Origin of the sequence: Actinomycetospora sp. CA-101289, assembly GCF_050955895.1 — a bacterium.
GTDB lineage: Bacteria > Actinomycetota > Actinomycetes > Mycobacteriales > Pseudonocardiaceae > Actinomycetospora.
In genome coordinates, this window is the sequence record NZ_CP192093.1 from 3,509,121 (window position 1) to 3,527,050 (window position 17,930).

The following is a 17,930-nucleotide window of genomic DNA, read 5'->3' on the forward strand; positions in this document are numbered from 1 at the left end:
AGCGCCGCAGACCGTTGGGCCCGGATCGGCCCGTGCTGGTCGCCGCGTCGGCCGTGGAGGGCCCCGCGCGCCCCGCGGCAGGGTCGATGCACCCTCGGGTGCCGCGGCCGGGCCCAGCGGGCCGTTCCGGGGTCACCACGCGTCCCCTCGGGTGCGATGACGGCGGCGTTCCCGGCGGAGGTCGGCACGGCGCTCCCGGACGTGCCGGACCGACACCATCAACCGGATCAGCACCCAGACCGCGAGGACGAGCAGCGCCAGCCAGCCGATCCACTCGGTGCTCACTGCGGGCCGCTGATCCGCGCGCAGTAGTCGGCGTAGCCGCCGGACCACGGGACTCGGAGGCGGGTTAGGGGGCGGCCGGGCGCAGTCACCAGGGCGATGCCGGGCGGGGCGATCTGGTGCTCGGAGCCCCACGGGCGGGCGTCGTCGCCGTGGAGCATCACCAGGGAGTCGGCCGGGACCCGGAAGCTGATCGACAATGCGAACTGGTCCCGGGCGTAGCCGCCGCCCATCGACTCGGCCTCGGCCCGCTGCGCCAGCATGATCACGCGGAAGGCGACCTTGCGGGACTCGGAGAGCAGTCGCAGCGTCGCCAGCTTGATCCGCTGCAACACGGTGGGCGGCGCCTTGCCGTTGATCTTCGCGGGGGCCGGTTGGGCGGCGGCGGCGCGCAGCAGACCCGGGTACTCCTCCAGCACGACCACGATCAGCGGGAGGTCGGGGGACGGCGTCAGGGTGTCGACCCGCGGGGGCATATCGGCGAGCCGGCGGTCCATCTCCGCGACCAGCGACTCCAGGTGCGCGGCGTGCAGGTCGGCGCGACCGGCCCCGGCGGCGCACTGCCAGTCACGGTGCCGGGTGCCGTCCCACGGTGCGCCGAGCAGGAGCCCGGTCGGATCGCATCCGGCGACCAGGACGTCCGGGGCCTCCGCGAGCTGCGCCAGCAGGCCGTACAGGAAGGCGCTCTTGCCCGACCCGTTCTGACCTTGCACAGCGATGTGGGCGGCGCGGGCGATGACGTGCCCGACGATGCGCCCGGCTTCGTCGCGGCCCAGGATCACGGCGTCGCCGCTAGTCGAGATCGGGACCCGGGGCAGGTCGAACGCCACGCCCAACGGGTCGTCGTCGAGAAGCGTGATGCGCAGGAAACGTCCACCGAGCGCGTCAAACCGGACGGCGGCGGCGTCGAGCGCCAGGGCCAGCCGATCCGCAACGGCGAGGTAGTCCCCTGGGAGCTGGCCGGGCAGCAGCTCGACGATCAGACTCAGCGGTCGGCCGTGATCGTCCTCGGCGACCGCGATCAGCCGCGGGATGACGGCTGTCTCCCCGGCGGCAACGATCACCGTCCTGGTGAGCCCGGAGCCCTCGGCGGCGGCCGTCCAGTCGGGCCCGTGCTGTAGCCGCTGCCGGGCCAGGGCTTCCAGCTCGTGGCGGTACGGGCCCTTGCGAGGGCCGGCGCGTAGCAGCGGGTGGCGTTCCCGCCGGGCGGCGAGCAACCCGCGCACCCACGGGAAGGTCTGGCCGACGGGCTGCGGCTCGGGCTGGCCGGAGGGGTGGCGTGGTTCGGACAAGGTCACGGCGGAGTCCCGGGGTCAGGGGGCGCGACCACGAAGGCCCGGGACAGGGCGGCGGGCGTCGGTCCCGGGTCCCCGCGTCCCGCCTGCGGGGAAGTGCGGGCGGGATCAGGCGGGCGTCTCGGCGGGGGCCGCGGCGCGACCGTTGCCGTTGCGCCGGGCCTGCTCGGCGACGTTGGGGTCGGCGATCCCCACCGCCGACCAGTAGCCGGTGAGAACGCCGCTCTTGTTGATCGACACCCGGACCTCCAGACCGTGCAGGTCGACCGGGGCGAGCGGCGTCACGACCGGCTGGTGCCGGGCAGGGACGCGCACCGCCAGCACCTCCGGACGACCGCCGGTCTGGACGAGCGCGTAGATCGTCCAGAGCGGGAGCCCGGCCGTCTCGTCGACCTCCTGGCGGTCGGTGAGCGTCCGACGACCATCGGCGGCGTCCTCCCACACGGCGACCGGTTCGGCCTCACCGGCGGCGACCAGCTCTAGCCGGGCGGTGTCTACGGGGACGGTTCTGATCATGGCGGGGTCTCCTCGGGAATCACGCGCGGTCTTCAGCGGCCATCAGCGGCCACGGATGGACACACTACGCGCACCGAGGACACTAGGAGTCGACAGAAGTAATGATCGGTCAGGAGAGGACAGTCAGGCATGTCGGCAGTCACCGGCAGACGACTAGGCGCGACACTGCACACCATGGCGCTCCTGACCACGGCAGATGCCGCCGTCGAACTCGCCATCTCGGCGCGCACGTTGTCCCGCTGGGCGAAGGAGGGCTACGTGCGACCCGCGTTCGTCACCCGCTCCGGGGGCTACCGCTGGGACCTCGACGACCTGAAGGCTCAGCTACGGGCGAAGCAAGACGAGGACGGCACGCTCCCAGCACCTTGACGACCCGGGAGGCCCGATGCCTGACGGCGGCGCCAAGGTCGAGCTGATCCCCGAGAGCTGCCCGGCGGGCCATCCGTGGGGGCCGCCCGTCCACGGCACCGTGCGCGTCATCGCCGGATGGCTGCCGTGTAGCTGTCCCGGGACCGAGGGCCGCGGTGGGCACCGCTCGTATCACTGCGAAGTCGTCGACTGTCCCTCGCCGTGGGTGTACTCAGGCGGTCACGATCCTCAAGCGTGACGGCCCCCGCGACGACATCAGGCGAGCCAATTGATCACATCTTCCGCACGGCACCGGTGAAGCCAGCGATGAATAGCGCGGCAAAGGCCCATGCGGCGAGTTGGAGCACCCACGTGCTGATCAACAGCGCGGTGGCGGTGGCGCTGGTGGAGTCCGGGCTGATGCCGCAGCGGTCGCGCACCTTGGTGGCCGAGCCGAGGAGCGGGGTGCCGAGGTCGAACCCGGCGCCGACCTGCTCGACCACCGTGCAGCGCTCCAAGGGCGCGCCCGGTCTGGGCGGATGCGTGAGGGCGCCGTGAAAGCCAAGGACGACCGCAAGGACCGCGGACACGATGAACACGCCAGCCAGCCCATACAAGGACCGCCAGGGCTTCCACCCGTAGCCCAGCACCACTCCGGTGAACTTGGCCCACGCCTTCTCGTGCCACGAAAGGCCACCGCGCGCGATCTGGTCCTCGCGCTGGGCGATCAGAATCTTGCGCACCTCGTGCTCGTGACCGGCCGCACGGTACACGTGAGCCAGTTGTTGATAGGGCTGGGCCGCGTAGAGCGGCGTCTTCCAGCGCAGGAGCGCAAGCCACCACAGCACGTCTTCTGGTTTGATCCCGGCGTACGTGACCCCGTCCAGGTCCCAATTTCCGGAGGTCTCGGTTGGCTCCGTAAGATTCAGAGTTCCCAGCTTCCCCGATGAAAGGGAGATCAGGGCGCCACGGCCCCCGGCCGTCCTGAACCCGCCGTCGAGGAGCACCGCGCCGCTGACCTCAACCCCGTCGGCGACAAGTGCGGGCCCGGACTCGTTGACCAGCCATGCACCACGGCAATTGAGCTGGCCAGTGATGTGCGCTTCGGCTAGTCGCACCGCGCCGTACTCACCGGCTCCGCGCGCCCTGACCCCGTCGAGGACCACCCCGCCGCCGACCTCGGCACGATCGGCGACAAGTGCGGGCCCGGACTCGTTGACCAGCTCTGCACCACGGGAGTTGAGCCGGACAGAGATGTGCGCATCGAGCAGTCGCACCGCGCTGTACTCACCGGCTCCACGCGCCCTGACCCCGTCGAGGACCACCCCGCCGCCGACCACGGCCTGGTCGGCGTCCAATGCGGGCCCGGACTCGTTGACCAGCTCTGCGCCGCGACAGCTGAGCTGGCTAGTGATGTGCGCTCCGGTCAGTCGCACCGCGCCTTCCTCACCGGCTCCGCGCGCCCTGAACCCGTCGTCGAGGGCCACCGCGCCGATAACCTCGACCATGTCGGCGACAAGTGCGGGCCCGGACTCGTTGACCAGCTCTGCACCACGGCAGTTGAGCTGGCCAGTGATGTGCGCTCCGATCAGTCCCACCGCGCCTTCCCCACCGGCTCCGCGCGCCCTGAACCCGTCGACGAGGAACAACCCAGTGCCGGCTCGGACCCCTTCGGCAGCCAATGCGGGAGCGGAGTCGTTGACCAGCCACGCACCGTTACAGAAGACCCCGCCGATGATGCGCGCGCCGAATAGGGCGACAGTGGGGCTGTTCGCGGCCGTGGTGGTCAGCAAGCTGCCGTTAAGGCGCAGGTCGTCGTCAAGGCAAATGCTCAGCGCGTTGAGCGCCGGGTCATGTTCGCTAGTGACGTGACACCTCTCCAGGGCCATGTAGGGCAGGTGCGCGCTGTAGGCGCTCACCCCCTGGTCAAGGCGACAGTCCGCCAGAGTCAAGGGAACCGTGGCCGTGACGTGGTCGAGGTCGAGACGACCGACGATGCGCACTCCGCGCAGCCGCACGCCACGCGGGTCCGCCGCCTCTTGGGCGGGCAGACCCCGTCCCAGCAGCAACGAGCGCAGGTCCTCAGCCGCGAGATCGTGCGCCTCCCCCCAGGCGCTCATGACCGCCTCGTCCAGCCGCGCACCCCCAGCCTGGTCGGGCAGCAGATCAAGCCACTCACCTGCCACCAACGCAGCCGCCAAACGGTCCCTGAGCGACTGACCCTCCTTATCGGTCACGGTGAGCGAGCCTAATCAGCGAGACGACGTCGGGGCCTATGGCGGGTCTCCGGCGTCGTGGGCCTCTTGCTTCGGGTCCTGACAGCGGCCAGCTCGACCCGGGCGACGCCGCATTAGGGCCGCACCACTTGACATTCAATCAGGTGCAGGCCCCATCGACGCAGGTCCGGGGGCTGGTGTCACGCGCTTGTCACGCGCCGGGCGCGCTCACTTCCCGGCGTGGGGGTCACTGTTGTTTCTCACCGAGGTCGTACAGGAACTGGAGCGCTGAGAGCTGCTCGTCCTGCGGACTCCAGGACCGCCAGATGCGCCAACGCCCGCCGGCGGTCGTGTACGTGCCCTCCGCCTCGGCCCGCCACTCGATCTCGTCGACGACGACGAGATCGGTCGCCTCGTGACCGCGAGCGTGGATCACCTCGTTGATGGTGAGCAGGACCTTGTCGATGCGGAGCGAGCTGCCCTTGACCTCCACGTGGCGCTCACCGCTGGGGCCACGCACGAGGAGGTCGTACGGCTTGCCGAGGACCTCGACCTCTGTCGCACCGGCGGCGAGGTAATGCTCCTTCGCGACCGCCACGGCGTGTTCCTCGATGGCCTTCCGAAGGACAGGGTCTTGGAGCCGTCCAGCACCCTTGCGCGGGCGCGCCGAGGGCGGGGGGCCGGGGAGCACCATCGCCTCGGCCAGCTCCGGCAGGAGCCCGAGTAGCTCGGCTGGGAACTTGGTCAGGTAGGCCTGCGCTGCACGGAGTCCGTCGCCATAGCGCGTGAAGGGGAAGTACGTCGTCCCGTGGCGCCGCTTCAGGTCCTCACCAAGCTGGAGCACCGAGTCTCGGAGTTCGAACATCCGGGCGCCGTCTACAGGTCGGGTCAGCTCGGTGAAGTTTGCGCAGGGCGTCCGCCACCCCCGCCCGACCGTCGGCACACCGCGCGCCCTGCCGCGGGTGCCGCGTGCCTGCCAGGCGTAGGGGTAGACCTCTTCGAGCGGCCCGGCGATCTCGGACCAGCCGATGAGGGCGGAGTTCTCGAACCAGTCGGTGTGCCAATGGAACACGACGTCGCCCGGTCGCGTGGCGGCCACCAGCGAATAGGTCCAGCTCTCGTTGCCAGCGCCATCACGCTGCGGAGCGTTGAGGTCGCTGCCCACATCACGTCGATTCGTGATCTCCATCCAGAACCGCTGGGACGCGTCGCCGACCCACCACTCGTTCACCACGAGACCTACCTCCCCCTGTGCCGCGGGCGCGCCACTCTAGAAGGCAGGCAGCACGAAGATCGGTCCGTCTCCACGAGCCGGGGCAAGTCGAGCCGCCGCTCGGGGCAGCCGGGTGGCGCACCGATGGTAACGCTGCGCAACTGCTCGTTCGATGCAGAGACGTCACAAATAGGCCGAGTGGGGGCAGAGTGTCGGATGCGGGAACTGTGAGGCGCAGCTTGCAGAGCTCGACATTTAGGCGTGAAACTTCAAGTCCGCTACTTCGAGCGCAAAAATTGACGACTGGTTAGCTTGGCCGCTCAAAGTGCTACACCGAATGTCAACGATGTCGGTGTCGTTACTTGCAACTCTAAGCGTACCCTGAAGAGCCAGTGTCTGAGATGTATATGGCCCCATCCTGACTTCGACAAAATCGAGTAGGTTAGATCCGTCTTTCGAGGTCAGTCGCGCCAGGACTTCCTGACGGGCCGCATCCACGTTCCCGGCGTTGACTCGGCCAAAAACTATATACGTACCGGGACCCACGTTGAGTCTCAGCACCGTCTCCTGAGCAAAATTGTTCAGGCCCAGTCCAGAGCTGTCGCTGTTGACGTACACGACTTGAGTTGCTGTCATTCTACAAGTATTGCGCAACCTCGACGCCCAGGGAAAGTGGGGTCGGCGCCGCACTCGCCGCCCCGCTGCGGTGGGCGGTGGCGCTGCTGTGGGTCGCGGCCGGGCTAGCCGTGCTCGCCGCGACGGGCTCGGGGTCCTGCCCTCGCGTCGGCCGCACATCGCGTGCCACCGGGTTCTCCCGGCGGTGCAACCCACTCGCATGCCCGAACGCCACCACCCGCCCCGAGCACTACGGTCCCCTCACGCTTCGCCGTCCACGCGCGTCGCCAGCGCCGCCTCCAGGCGTTTGATCTCCCGCTCGACGGCGTCGTCGGTGATCACCTCTACGGCGGTTCGGCGCGGCGCATCGAGGCCTAGCAACGCCGCCCGCCGCGCCTCGAGCTTGATCAACGACGCGATCGCTTCCAACGTCGGCCGCGCATCTCGCACCGGCACACCCTCGTGCACCACCACCCGCCCCGCCGACACAGCCACGTGCCCGGTCAGCACGATCTTCCACAGCACCAGGGCCAGTTCGTCGAGCTGCCGGCAGGCCAGCTGCCGCTGCTGCTCCACCGGTGCCCGCACCGACTCCGACAGTGATCGCATGACCGCGGCATGCGCCCCAGATGGGCCGGCGTAGCCCATCTCATCGGCGATCCCCCGGTAGTCCATCCCCGTCACACGAAGCCGTGCCGCCTCGCCGTCGCGACGTCGGGATCGTTCACTCCTCACGATCCACTCCTCTGTTCGATTCGATCAACTGCTCGATCAGCGCAGTCGGCGCACTGCCTCTCGGCGCTTGCGCCAACGCCCGCGCGAGGGCCTGACTCGACTGGCCCAACTTGGCGCGGTCATCGGTCCTCCGCCCCGTCGTCACCGGGGACGCCACCACCGCGATAGGCGTGACGCTGGCAGCGGTCGAACAGGAACGGCCGGATGGGGTCATCGTCGGGGCAGCCACACACCGCACAACCCCACTGTTGATCTGCGTCCCACTGCGTCCCGTCTGCGTCCGCCGCAGTACCGGCGTCTGCGTCCCGCGTCCCCCTCTCTATAGGGGACGCAGACGCGGACGCAGTCAGGGAAGCAGACGGCCCTTGATCACCTCGGGACGCAGACAGAGCCCGGTATCCATTGGCTCCGTGCCGACCCTTGATCAGCTCAGATCGTCCCGCCGCCACAAGATCGTCGACTCCGGCACGCACCTCGACGTCCCTGATCTTGTGCCCGGCCTTGCGCACCTCGGCAAGCAACGCCCGCTCCGACGACACCTCGCCCCCGGGTAGCGACGCCAGCACTGCATGCACAGCCTCAGCAACGGGCGACGTCTCGGCCGGCAGCACATCGTCGTCGGCCCCGTCCCCCGCCGGGGCATGGAAACGGAGCAGGAGACCGGAGGTCACCGTCCGGGTGTCGTCGACCACCAGCTCACCCATGAACGTCTTGGCGGTGCCGCCCCGGCTCGCCCGGCCGTGTTGACGCAGATTCCCGGGCCGATCCTTCGTCACGAACACGTGGGAGCGTCCGCGCTGGCCACGCCCGAACGCCTCGGCGTTCTCCAGCAGGATCAGGACCCCCGTCAGTCCGTTGATCTTGTGGACGGAGCCGATCGGCCCGCGGCCTCGGCCCTGCGTGTCCTTCACGAGGTGGTCACACGAGAGCGTCGCCGCCCCGATCTTCGTGCACGGCTTCACCAGGCGCCGGCGGAACGCCGCGATCCCGTCCGTCGCGTTGCCCTCCCACTCGTGCAGACTCAGCGCCTCGTTCACGCCGTCGAGCACGACCAGCGACGGCACCGGATCGAGCAGCGCCGCGAGCCGCCGAGCGGTGACGGGCTGATCGGGCCCCACGAACGTGAGCAGCTTGACCAGCAGCTCCGCGTCGAGCCCAAGCGCGAGCAGCCGGTCAATGGTGTCGACCGGGTCGGCCTCCTCGAAGTGGATGTACACGACCCGATGCCCGGCCATCAGCTCGGCGACCACGCACCCAATCCCGTACCAGGACTTGCCGGATTCCGTCTCCCCAATGATCGAGTGCTCTTTCCCTGGGTAGATCATCTGGAGTCCGTCGCGACGCCGGATGCCCAGCGACGGCACCGGCCGCACGACCTCGCCGCGCACGTATGGACCAAGGTCCACCGGCGCCCACGAGTCGACCTCCGCTCCATCCCCGGCGTCAGCGTCAGCGACAGACAGGCTCGCCTCCGTCGACCCGAAAGCGGCGTAGGGCCCATAGCCGGTGCCACCGGTCCACTCGCCGCCCATCACGGCACCCCGTCCGGGCCCCACGACGGCACCGGTCCCCCGGCGTGGTCGACACCACCACGGCGCCGGTACAGCTCACCGCGGTCCGCACGCCAGGCCGCGAGCTGCGCCATCGTCGGCCGGGCAGGGCCAGCGTTCCCGGCCGCCCACCACGCCCGGCACACCTCTTGCGACGCCGCGACCTGCCTGCCGACGTCGATGCGGGCGATGACCTCGGGCAGCGGGTCGCCGACGTGCCACCAGTCGAGGGCGGCGGCGGCGATCGCGGCCAGCCACCGCGGGGACCAGGCGGGCAACGTCGCCCACGCGTCGGACGCGAACTCCGGGGCGTCGCCACGCAGCAGCTCGACGACCGGGGCGAGCCCCTGCAGACGGGCCAGCTCCGAGACAAGCGCAGCGTCCCCGTCGGGGTCGGCCAGCGTCACCGGGTCCCACCACGCAGTACTCGCAGTAGCCTGATCGGGATTTCGCTCGGCGGCGGAGTCGGCGGCGGGCCCTCGTGGCGGGGGCCCGCTTCGCCGTCTCCGGGTCATCCGGCACGACCGCGACGTGCCCCCACCGGCGTGACATTAGCGTGACGAGACCCCTCCGCACCCTCGCTGAACTGGGCCGATCCCGACTCCACTTGACCGCTGATCAAGGGGTCGGCGTCACCATCAGCGTCCAGCCCGAGGCTGCGTAGCACCAGCATCGTCGGCCAGCGCAGCGACTTCCCCACCCGCAGCGGCGCCACCGGTAACAGGCCCGCGTCCGCGTTGACGTAGATCGACCACTTCGCCACACCCCACAGCTCGGCGACCTCGGCGGCGCTCAACGTCGTCGGCAGGTCCGCCGCGTCGACCCCCACGATGTTCCCGGTCATGACGTTCCCTCTCGCTGGCATCTCGCCCCGATAGGAACGCTAGGCGCGCCGACTGGACCTCGTCAAACCATCCGGGATAGGCTTCGTTCCCGTATCGGAACGGAGCTGATCATGCCGTTGCAGAACCCCGCCCGCGCGGTCGAGACCGAGCAGAACGTCGCCCGGCGCATCGCCTACGAGCGGCTGCGACGCGACTGGAGCTACGAGCACGTCGCCAAGTTGATGACCAACGCAGGCTGCCCACTCCAAGGCTCCGCCGTCTTCAAGATCGAGAAGGGGCGGCCGCCGCGTCGGATCACCGTCGACGAGCTGGTCACGTTCGCCGCGATCTTTGGCACCACCGCCGTGGACCTCCTGCGGCCCGTCGCACTGATCGGCGACAACGAGGCCAGTGCGCTCGTCAACGAGTGGATCGACGTGCAGCGCGAGATCGGGGACCTGACCGTCCGCGCCGACGCACTCGCCGACCGGCTCGACGACCTCCGGCGCAGCGGCACACTCCGCGACTTCCCGATCCACCAGGTGCTCGGCAGCCGCCTGTTCAAGGACATCCGGAAGGCCCAGGCGAAGGCGACCGCCGCGTTCTCGGCGTTCCTCCACGAGTGGCAGCACCCCGACGGGTCCGCTGACCCGGCGAGCGCCGCACTAATCTCCGACGCCCGCGCCCGCTCCGGCGTGGACGACCACGGACGCTCCCGCCCCGAGGGGACCCCGCGATGACCACCGCCGCCACCACCACACCCGAGACCCGCGACGGCATCCGCCGACGAGGCACCACCTGGACCGCGCTGTGGTGGGTCAATGACACCGCCACCGGCGAACCCCGCCAGCGCTCTAAGGGCGGATTCCGGACCCGCCGAGACGCCGTCGCCCACCGCACAACCCAACTCGCGGCGATCAACGACGGCAGCTACACCGAGGTCACCGACAAGACCATCACCATCGGCCGGTTCCTCACCGACGTGTGGCTCCCCGCCATCCGCACCGGCGACCGGCGCCCCTCCACCATCGCCAGCTATGAGTGCGCCGTCGACAAGTGGATCACCCCGCACATCGGGGGCATCCGGCTCGTCGCCCTCACCCCGCGGCACGTCGAGACCCTGCTCGCCACCCTCCGCGAGTCCGGCGGCAGACACGGCCAGCCACTCTCCGACCGCAGCGTCCAGTACGCCTACAGCACGCTCCGGATGGCCGTCGACCGCGCCCAACGCCACGGCTACGTGCCCCGCAACGTCGTCGCCACCGTCGACCGGCCCGGCGCCGGCCAGCCCTCCGTCGACTGGTGGACCACCGAGCAGGCCCAGCGCTTCCTCCGCGCCACCGCCACCGACCGACTGTTCGCAGCGTGGGCCCTCCTACTCGCCCGCGGGCCACGACGCGGCGAGATCGCGGGCCTGCGCTGGTCCGACGTCGACCTCGACCGCGGAACCGCCACGATCAGACACACCCGGGTCAGTATCGGCGGCCGCGTCGTCGACTCGACACCCAAGACCAAGGCGGGCGGCCGGACACTGTCCCTCGACCCCGGGCTCGTCGCCGTCCTTCGCCGCCACCGCACCGCCCAGCTCGCCGACCGCATGGCGGCCGGACCGGCGTGGACCAACGACGCCGACCTCGTGTTCACCCGCGAGGACGGCCAGCCCTACCACCCGGAGCACTTCTCCGACCGGTTCGACCGGCTGTGCGCCGCCGCCGACGTCCCCCGCATCCGGCTCCACGACACGCGGCACACCGCCGCCAGCCTCATGCTCGCCGCCAAGACCCCGGTCAAGATCGTCCAGGAGATGCTGGGCCACGCCTCCCCGACGATCACCCAAACGATCTACGCGCACACCATCGAGGGCATGGGCGAAGCCGCCGGCACCCAACACAGCGCCGCCCTCGGCATCATCGCCGACGAGTGATCCACCTGCCCTGCGTGACACCGGCGTGACACCGACCCGGTCAGAGCGGGTGTCACCACCCTCGTGCACCCGCTCTGACCTGGCCTTATTCGGTCGGGACGACAGGATTTGAACCTGCGACCCCTTGACCCCCAGTCAAGTGCGCTACCAAGCTGCGCCACGTCCCGAACCGCCGCGCCCGCGAGCGCGACGCCAGAACGATACCTCACGGGACGGCCCCGCCCGGTGACCCCTCCAGGTAGCGGGTGACCAGCTCGGTCAGCTCGTCGACCAGGTCCTCGCGGGCGATGGGCGGGTCCTCGAGCACCCAGCCGATGGTTGCCTGCTCGACCGCGCGGACGAGCACCCAGGCCATCACGTCGGGCCGCCGACCCGGCGCCGCACGCCCGCTCAGCACCGTCGCCACGAGCTGGTCGACCCGGCGCGCGAAGGCCGCGCGGCGGCTGCCGGCGCCGCGGGGCATCTGCTCGACGAGGACGCGGGTCATCGCGGGCTGCTCGCCGAACGCGTCGAGCAGGGCCTCGACGTTGCGGCGCACCACGTCGCCGCCGATCGGGGCGTGCAGGGTGTCGACGAACGCGCGCGAGATGCGAGTCTCGAGCTGCCCGATCTCGCGGTCGACCACCTCGTCGAGCACGGCCTCCTTGTCCGGGAAGTACTGGTAGAGCGAGCCGGGGCTGACACCGGCCGCGGCCGCGACGTGGTTGGTGGTCACCCCGTCCCACCCGCGCTGGAGCAGGACGGTGCGGCCCGCGGCGACGATCCGCTCGACCGTCTCCCGCGAGCGCACCTGGCGCGGCGCCCGCCGCTCCCGGCGCGTCACGCCGGGAACGCGAGTTGAAAGCGAGCAAGGACTCGCATCAGCATGGTGGGCATGGTCGCACAGCCCGCGGACGTCACGGCCACGCCGACAGCACCGGCGCCGACGCGCTTCTGCGCGGCGCCGGCACGCAACGCCCGGCTCGCGCGGCCCTTGCGGGTGGTCGCCGGCGTCCGGGAGCTCGACCCGCACCTCGTCGCCGAGCTCGGGCGGCGGATGCAGACCCGCGACGAGCTCGGAGCCGCGCTGGCGGGGGCGATGAAGCGCCCCGCGGACGACCCGCAGCGCGTGACCATGCGCCAGTTCCACACCGCGCTCGCCGACGGCGTCGACGCGGTGCCGGACGCCGGGCCCGAGCTCCGGCGGTTCTTCGCGGTCGTCGACGAGGTCCCGGCGTGGGTCGACCTGGACCTCGTCGAACGGGGCGCGCGAGCGTTCCGCCGCCTGGGCCGCACGCGGATCGACGTGCTGCTCGCGCTCTCGCTCATCGGCGGGTACCGGTTCGGTGGGCCGGCGGACCTGCTCGTCGCGACGGGCGGGCTCACCGGCGACACCGCGATGCGCCGCCTCGGCGAGACCGAGACGTGGGGCCGCGGCGTCACCGCACCCGGCGGGATGCGCCGCGACGGCGAGGGCTTCCGCCTCACCGTGCACGTCCGCGTCATGCACGCACTGGTCAACCGGGCCTTCGAGACCAACGGACGCTGGGACGCCGGGCGCTGGGGCCTGCCGATCAACCAGACCGACCTCGCGACGACGCTCGGGCTGTTCAACAGCACCGCGTTGCTGGGGTCGCGGGCGCTGGGGCGCCTCGTCACGCGCGAGGAGTCGCGGGCGGTCATGCACCTCTGGAAGTACGTCGGCTGGCTCATGGGGGTCGACGAGGACTGGCTGTTCGACACCGAGCGCGAGCAGAACGTCTTCAACTACCACGTGCTGCGCGTGCAGGACGACGTCACGCCGGCCGGGGCGGCGCTCTCGCGGGCGCTCGTCGACGGCCACGGCGCCCTCCCGGACCGCTGCGCCCGCCCCAAGCTGCTCGGGCTGCTGCGCTTCTTCCTGGGCGCCGAGGGCCTGCGCGACCTCGGCCTGCCCCGCGCGAGCGCCCTCCCCGTCCTGCCGGGCGCCGTGATCAACCTGGTGGCGTCCGGCGTCGTCGCGCGGACACGGGCCGGGCGACGGTTCCTGGAACGCGCCGGCGACCGGGCCACCGAGCAGGAGCTGGCGCGGTGGTTCGGCGAACGCCGCGCCGAGGTGGGCCGCCTGCCGGGCTGACGCCGGTGATCAGGGCTCCTACCCTCCGGGCCATGGCCACTCCGCTGTCGCAGGCCGCCCTCGGCGAGATCGACGTCCCCACCCCGTCCTACGACCGGTCCGCCGTGTCGGTCGGGATCGTCCACTTCGGGGTCGGCGGCTTCCACCGCGCCCACCAGGCCATGTACCTCGACCGGCTCATGGAGCAGGGGCAGGCGCTGGACTGGGGCATCTGCGGGGTCGGGGTGCTCGAGGCCGACCGCCGGATGGCCGAGGTCACCGAGGCCCAGGACGACCTCTACACGCTGGTGCTCAAGCACGCCGACGGGTCGCGCGACGCACGGGTGATCGGCTCGGTCGTCGACTACCTCTACGCCCCGGACGACCCGGAGGCCGTCCTCGAGCGCATGACCGATCCCGCGACCCGGATCGTCAGCCTCACCGTCACCGAGGGCGGCTACCACCAGAGCGCCAGCACCGGGGAGTTCGACGACCGGGACCCCGCGATCCGCGCCGACATCGACGCCGCCGAGGGCGCCGCCCCGCAGACCACGTTCGGCTACGTCGTCGAGGCGCTGCGGCGGCGCCGGGCTGAGGGCACCGGGCCGTTCACGGTCATGTCCTGCGACAACATCCAGGGCAACGGCCACGTCGCCCACGCCATGATCACGGCCTACGCGCGCCGGAAGGACCCGGAGCTGGCCGACTGGATCGAGGCGAACGTGCCGTTCCCGAACTCGATGGTCGACCGGATCACCCCGCGCACGACGGACGAGGACCGCGCCGAGCTGCGGGACAGCACCGGCATCGAGGACGCCTGGCCCGTGGTCTGCGAGCCGTTCACGCAGTGGGTGCTCGAGGACCGGTTCGCCGCCGGCCGCCCGCCGTTCGAGGACGTCGGCGTCCAGGTGGTCGACGACGTCGAGCCCTACGAGCTGATGAAGCTGCGCCTGCTCAATGCGAGCCACCAGGCGATCGCCTACCTCGGCTACCTCGCCGGGTACCGCTACGCGCACGAGGTCGCGGGCGACGAGCTGTTCGCCGGCTTCGCCCGCGCCTACATGGACCGCGAGGGGACGCCGACCCTCGCGCCGGTGCCGGGCGTGGACCTCGACGACTACAAGGCCACGCTGATCGAGCGGTTCGCCAACCCCGAGATCCGCGACACCCTGGCCCGCCTGGCCGCGGAGAGCTCCGACCGCATCCCGACGTGGCTCGTGCCGGTGATCCGGATCAACCTCTCCCACGGCGGCGAGATCGAGCGCTCGACGCTGGTCGTGGCGGCGTGGGCCCGCTACGCCGAGGGTGTCGACGAGGCCGGCGAGCCGATCGAGGTCGTCGACACCGGCCGCGCCGAGGACCGGACCGCAGCGGCGCGCCGGTACCCCGACGAGCCGCTGGCGTTCCTCGCCGACCGGGACCTGTTCGGCGACCTCGTGGACGACGAGCGCTTCACGACGGCCTACCGCGCCCACCTCGACGCCCTGCACCGCGACGGCGCGCGGGCCACGGTGGCGGACATCGAGGCACGATTGCCCCGTTGAGCTCACCGCCGCTTCACACCTTCGGCCCTGTTGGGGCACACTCCGGGTCCCGATCACCCCGGAGGATCGACGGTGCCCCGAACCGCGAGCTCCGCGCCCGGGCACGGCTGGCCTTTCACCGGGCGCACGGCGGAGCTGCGCGCCGTCACGACGGCCTTCGCGCGCGACGGCGCGGTCGTCGTCGCGGGTTCCGCCGGGCTCGGGAAGAGCCGGCTGGCCCGCGAGCTCGTCGCCCGGGTCGCGCCCGCCGAGACCGTCGAGGTCGTCGCCGCGTCGGCGTCGTCGCGGGACATCCCGCTGGGCGCCTTCGCGCCGTGGCTCTCCGGCGCGACGGGCGGCAGCACGGACGCGGGAGACGACGACGTCATGGTCAGCGCGCTCGCCCGCGTCGGGGCCGCCGTCCGCGCCGGCGGGCCGCGCTCGGTCCTGCTCGTCGACGACGCCCACGCGCTGGACACCGTCTCGGCGACCCTCGTGCACCAACTCGCGCAGGAGCACGCCGTCCGCCTGGTCCTGACCGTGCGGTCCGGCGCCGCCTGCTCCGAGGCGATCACCGCGATCTGGAAGGACGGGCTCGCCGAGCGCATCGAACTCGGGTCCCTGGACGCCGACGACACCGCCGCGCTGCTCGACGGCGTGCTCGCCGCCCCGGTCGACGCCCAGGTCCTGCGGCGGCTGCACGACACGACCCGGGGCAACGTGCTCTGGTTGCGCCACCTCGTCGAGGGCGAGCGGGCCGCCGGGCGGCTCGTCGCGGTCGACGGGACCTGGGAGTGGCACGGGGCGCCCGCCCTGTCGCCGGCCCTGGAGCAACTGCTCGCCGAGCGCATCGGCACCCTCGCCGAGGGCGAGCGCCACGCCCTCGAGCTGGTCGCCCTCGGCGAGCCGCTCGGCCTGAGCATGCTCGTCGACCTGGTCGCCGAGGCCGACGTCGAGCGCATCGCCGAGCGCGAGCTGATCACCGTCAGCGTCGACGGCGCCCGCTCGGAGGTGCGCCTGGCCCACCCGCTCTACGGTGAGGCGATCCGCGCACGGCTGAGCGTCCCGCGGGCCCGGCGGCTGCGCGGGGACCTCTCGCGGGCCCTGCGCTCGACGGGTGGCCGGCGCGCGGGCGACGAGCTCCGCCGGGCCGTCCTCGACCTCGGCAGCGACAGCCCGCCCGACGCGGCGCTGCTGATCCTGGCGGCCGAGCAGGCGCTGAACCTGACCGACATCGGGCTGGCCGAGCGGCTCCTGCGCGCCGCGGTGGCGGCCGGCGGCGGGTTCGAGGCGCGGCTCGGGCTCGGCTTCCTGCTGGGCTGGATGATGCGCGCCGACGAGGCGGAGCGCGAGCTCGCCGCGGCGCTGCCCGAGGCGACCACCGAGGCCGAGCGCGCGCGGGCGCTGCTGGCCCGGTGCCACCTGCTGATGTTCATCCTCGAGCGGCCCGACGAGGCGCGCGCGGTGCTGCGCAGCGAGGGGTCCGACGCCGACGGCACGCCCTACCCCGAGACCGTCGCGCTGGAGGCCCTGCTGCGTCTCGTCGACGGCGACGTGGTGGCGGGCATCGACGGGGCCACGGCGGCACTCGCCCGGCCGAACCCGTCGACGCAGACGATCACGTGGGCGTCGTGGGTCGCGGCGTACGGGACGGCCTACCGGGGCGGCGGAGACCGGGTCCGTGACCACGTGGCGCGGGGCATGGAGGCCGCGCGCGCGGCGCCGGAGACGATCGCGATGCTGGGCAACGTCGGGTTCGGGGACATCCTCGAGGCCGGTTACTCGGGCGCGCTGGAGGACGCGCGGCCCCGGCTCGACTGGGTCGATGGCCTCCCGGGGCGGCACGGCGCGACCTGGTCGGCGCTCTACCACGGCCGCCACGCGCTCGAGTCCGGCCGACCCGCCACCGCGGTCCGGCTGCTCGAGAGCATCCTGCCGAGCTTCCCCGGCTCCGGCGGGGGCTGGACGGCCTGGTTCCACGCGATGATCGCCCAGGGCCGCGCCGCCCTGGGCGACGCCGCGGGTGCCGCCGAGGCGCTGGCGGCCGCGGGACGGGCCCGCCACTCCGTGATGCGGCTCGCCGACCCGGACGTCGACCTCGCCCGCGCCTGGGTCGCGGCGGTGCACGGCTCGGTGCAGGACGCCGCGCGGACCGCCCACCGCGCCGCCGCCGAGGCGAGGGCCCGGGGCGCACGGGCCGTGGAGATGGTCGCGCGGCACACCGCGGTGCGCTTCGGCGACCGCGACCAGGCCGGCGCCCTCGCCGAGCTCGCCCGGCTCCTCGACGGGCCGCGGGCACGCACGGCGGCGGCCCACGCCGCGGCGCTCGCCGCCCGGGACGTCGCCGGGCTGCTGGGCGCCGCGGAGGGGATGGAGTCCTGCGGGATGCTGCTCAGCGCCGCGGACGCCTTCGCCCACGCGGCGGTGGTCGCGCGGGACCGCGGTCAGCACGCCGAGGCCACCGCCGCCGCCGACCGTGCCGCCACCCTCGCCGCGGAGCGCTGCGAGGGCGCGACCACCCCGGCGCTGCGCCTGGCGCGTGCGCCGCTGGCGGTGAGCACCCGGGAGCGCGAGGTCGCCACGCTGGCCGCCGAGGGCCTGACCAATCGCCAGATCGCGTCCCGCCTGCACGTCTCGGTCCGCACGGTGGAGAGCCACATCTACCGCGCGTGCACACGCCTGGGCCTGCCCGACCGCGCCGCCCTCGCGGCCGCGATCGCCCCGCACCACCACCGCGGGGGCGGGTCGTGAGCGCCCGCCCGGCCTGGCCGTTCACGGACGCGACCACGAGCTGCACGTCTCGGTGCGCACGGTG

General features: G+C 72.1%; 16 protein-coding genes and 1 tRNA gene. 6 read left to right on the forward strand and 11 right to left on the reverse strand.

Going from position 1 to position 17,930, the window contains the following annotated elements:
- Window positions 1–132: 132 nt before the first annotated feature.
- From ACQPX6_RS17545 to ACQPX6_RS17555, 3 genes are all read right to left on the reverse strand, one after another.
- Entirely contained in the window at window positions 133–285 is a 153-nt protein-coding gene (locus tag ACQPX6_RS17545) for a hypothetical protein (protein WP_433781581.1), read from the reverse strand.
- Window positions 282–1,580 (reverse strand): hypothetical protein, encoded by a 1,299-nt coding sequence (locus ACQPX6_RS17550; protein WP_433781583.1) that lies wholly within the window; start codon window positions 1,578–1,580, stop codon window positions 282–284. Before ACQPX6_RS17550 ends, ACQPX6_RS17545 begins: the two co-directional genes overlap by 4 nt.
- Before the next feature lie 105 nt (window positions 1,581–1,685).
- Window positions 1,686–2,093 (reverse strand): hypothetical protein, encoded by a 408-nt coding sequence (locus ACQPX6_RS17555; protein WP_433781584.1) that lies wholly within the window; start codon window positions 2,091–2,093, stop codon window positions 1,686–1,688.
- 174 nt (window positions 2,094–2,267) lie between these two features.
- Between ACQPX6_RS17555 and ACQPX6_RS17560 the strand changes: the two genes are divergently transcribed.
- Complete coding sequence (locus ACQPX6_RS17560; protein ID WP_433781585.1) at window positions 2,268–2,462, forward strand: helix-turn-helix domain-containing protein; 195 nt, start codon at window positions 2,268–2,270, stop codon at window positions 2,460–2,462.
- A gap of 272 nt (window positions 2,463–2,734) precedes the next feature.
- On the opposite strand, the gene ACQPX6_RS17565 is transcribed toward ACQPX6_RS17560, so the two are convergent.
- The 6 genes from ACQPX6_RS17565 to ACQPX6_RS17590 form a co-directional block, all read right to left on the reverse strand.
- A complete protein-coding gene (locus ACQPX6_RS17565; RefSeq protein ID WP_433781586.1) occupies window positions 2,735–4,678 on the reverse strand; it encodes a hypothetical protein in 1,944 nt (647 codons plus the stop codon).
- 226 nt (window positions 4,679–4,904) lie between these two features.
- Window positions 4,905–5,891 carry a protein NO VEIN domain-containing protein gene (locus tag ACQPX6_RS17570; protein ID WP_433781587.1) on the reverse strand — a complete coding sequence of 329 codons (987 nt, stop codon included), beginning with the start codon at window positions 5,889–5,891 and terminating at the stop codon, window positions 4,905–4,907.
- An 855-nt stretch (window positions 5,892–6,746) separates the two neighbouring features.
- Complete coding sequence (locus ACQPX6_RS17575) at window positions 6,747–7,220, reverse strand: hypothetical protein (RefSeq protein ID WP_433781588.1); 474 nt, start codon at window positions 7,218–7,220, stop codon at window positions 6,747–6,749.
- A gap of 119 nt (window positions 7,221–7,339) precedes the next feature.
- Entirely contained in the window at window positions 7,340–8,608 is a 1,269-nt protein-coding gene (locus ACQPX6_RS17580) for a hypothetical protein (RefSeq protein WP_433781589.1), read from the reverse strand.
- 143 nt (window positions 8,609–8,751) lie between these two features.
- Window positions 8,752–9,177, reverse strand: a complete 426-nt coding sequence (locus ACQPX6_RS17585) for a hypothetical protein (protein ID WP_433781590.1) — start codon at window positions 9,175–9,177, stop codon at window positions 8,752–8,754.
- 104 nt (window positions 9,178–9,281) lie between these two features.
- Entirely contained in the window at window positions 9,282–9,614 is a 333-nt protein-coding gene (locus ACQPX6_RS17590) for a hypothetical protein (protein WP_433781591.1), read from the reverse strand.
- Between the two features lie 111 nt (window positions 9,615–9,725).
- Here ACQPX6_RS17590 and ACQPX6_RS17595 point away from each other — a divergent pair, with 111 nt between their 5' ends.
- Both ACQPX6_RS17595 and ACQPX6_RS17600 read left to right on the forward strand, forming a co-directional pair.
- Window positions 9,726–10,334 carry a hypothetical protein gene (locus tag ACQPX6_RS17595; protein WP_433781593.1) on the forward strand — a complete coding sequence of 203 codons (609 nt, stop codon included), beginning with the start codon at window positions 9,726–9,728 and terminating at the stop codon, window positions 10,332–10,334.
- A complete protein-coding gene (locus tag ACQPX6_RS17600) occupies window positions 10,331–11,518 on the forward strand; it encodes a tyrosine-type recombinase/integrase (RefSeq protein ID WP_433781594.1) in 1,188 nt (395 codons plus the stop codon). Before ACQPX6_RS17595 ends, ACQPX6_RS17600 begins: the two co-directional genes overlap by 4 nt.
- Before the next feature lie 93 nt (window positions 11,519–11,611).
- Here ACQPX6_RS17600 and ACQPX6_RS17605 read toward each other — a convergent pair.
- A tRNA-Pro gene (locus ACQPX6_RS17605) sits at window positions 11,612–11,685 on the reverse strand.
- Between the two features lie 38 nt (window positions 11,686–11,723).
- Entirely contained in the window at window positions 11,724–12,341 is a 618-nt protein-coding gene (locus ACQPX6_RS17610) for a TetR/AcrR family transcriptional regulator (protein WP_433781596.1), read from the reverse strand.
- Between the two features lie 51 nt (window positions 12,342–12,392).
- Between ACQPX6_RS17610 and ACQPX6_RS17615 the strand changes: the two genes are divergently transcribed.
- From ACQPX6_RS17615 to ACQPX6_RS17625, 3 genes are all read left to right on the forward strand, one after another.
- Entirely contained in the window at window positions 12,393–13,613 is a 1,221-nt protein-coding gene (locus ACQPX6_RS17615; protein ID WP_433781597.1) for an oxygenase MpaB family protein, read from the forward strand.
- A 32-nt stretch (window positions 13,614–13,645) separates the two neighbouring features.
- Entirely contained in the window at window positions 13,646–15,136 is a 1,491-nt protein-coding gene (locus ACQPX6_RS17620; protein ID WP_433781598.1) for a mannitol dehydrogenase family protein, read from the forward strand.
- A gap of 72 nt (window positions 15,137–15,208) precedes the next feature.
- Window positions 15,209–17,866 carry a LuxR C-terminal-related transcriptional regulator gene (locus ACQPX6_RS17625; protein ID WP_433781599.1) on the forward strand — a complete coding sequence of 886 codons (2,658 nt, stop codon included), beginning with the start codon at window positions 15,209–15,211 and terminating at the stop codon, window positions 17,864–17,866.
- The last annotated feature ends 64 nt before the right edge of the window (window positions 17,867–17,930 follow it).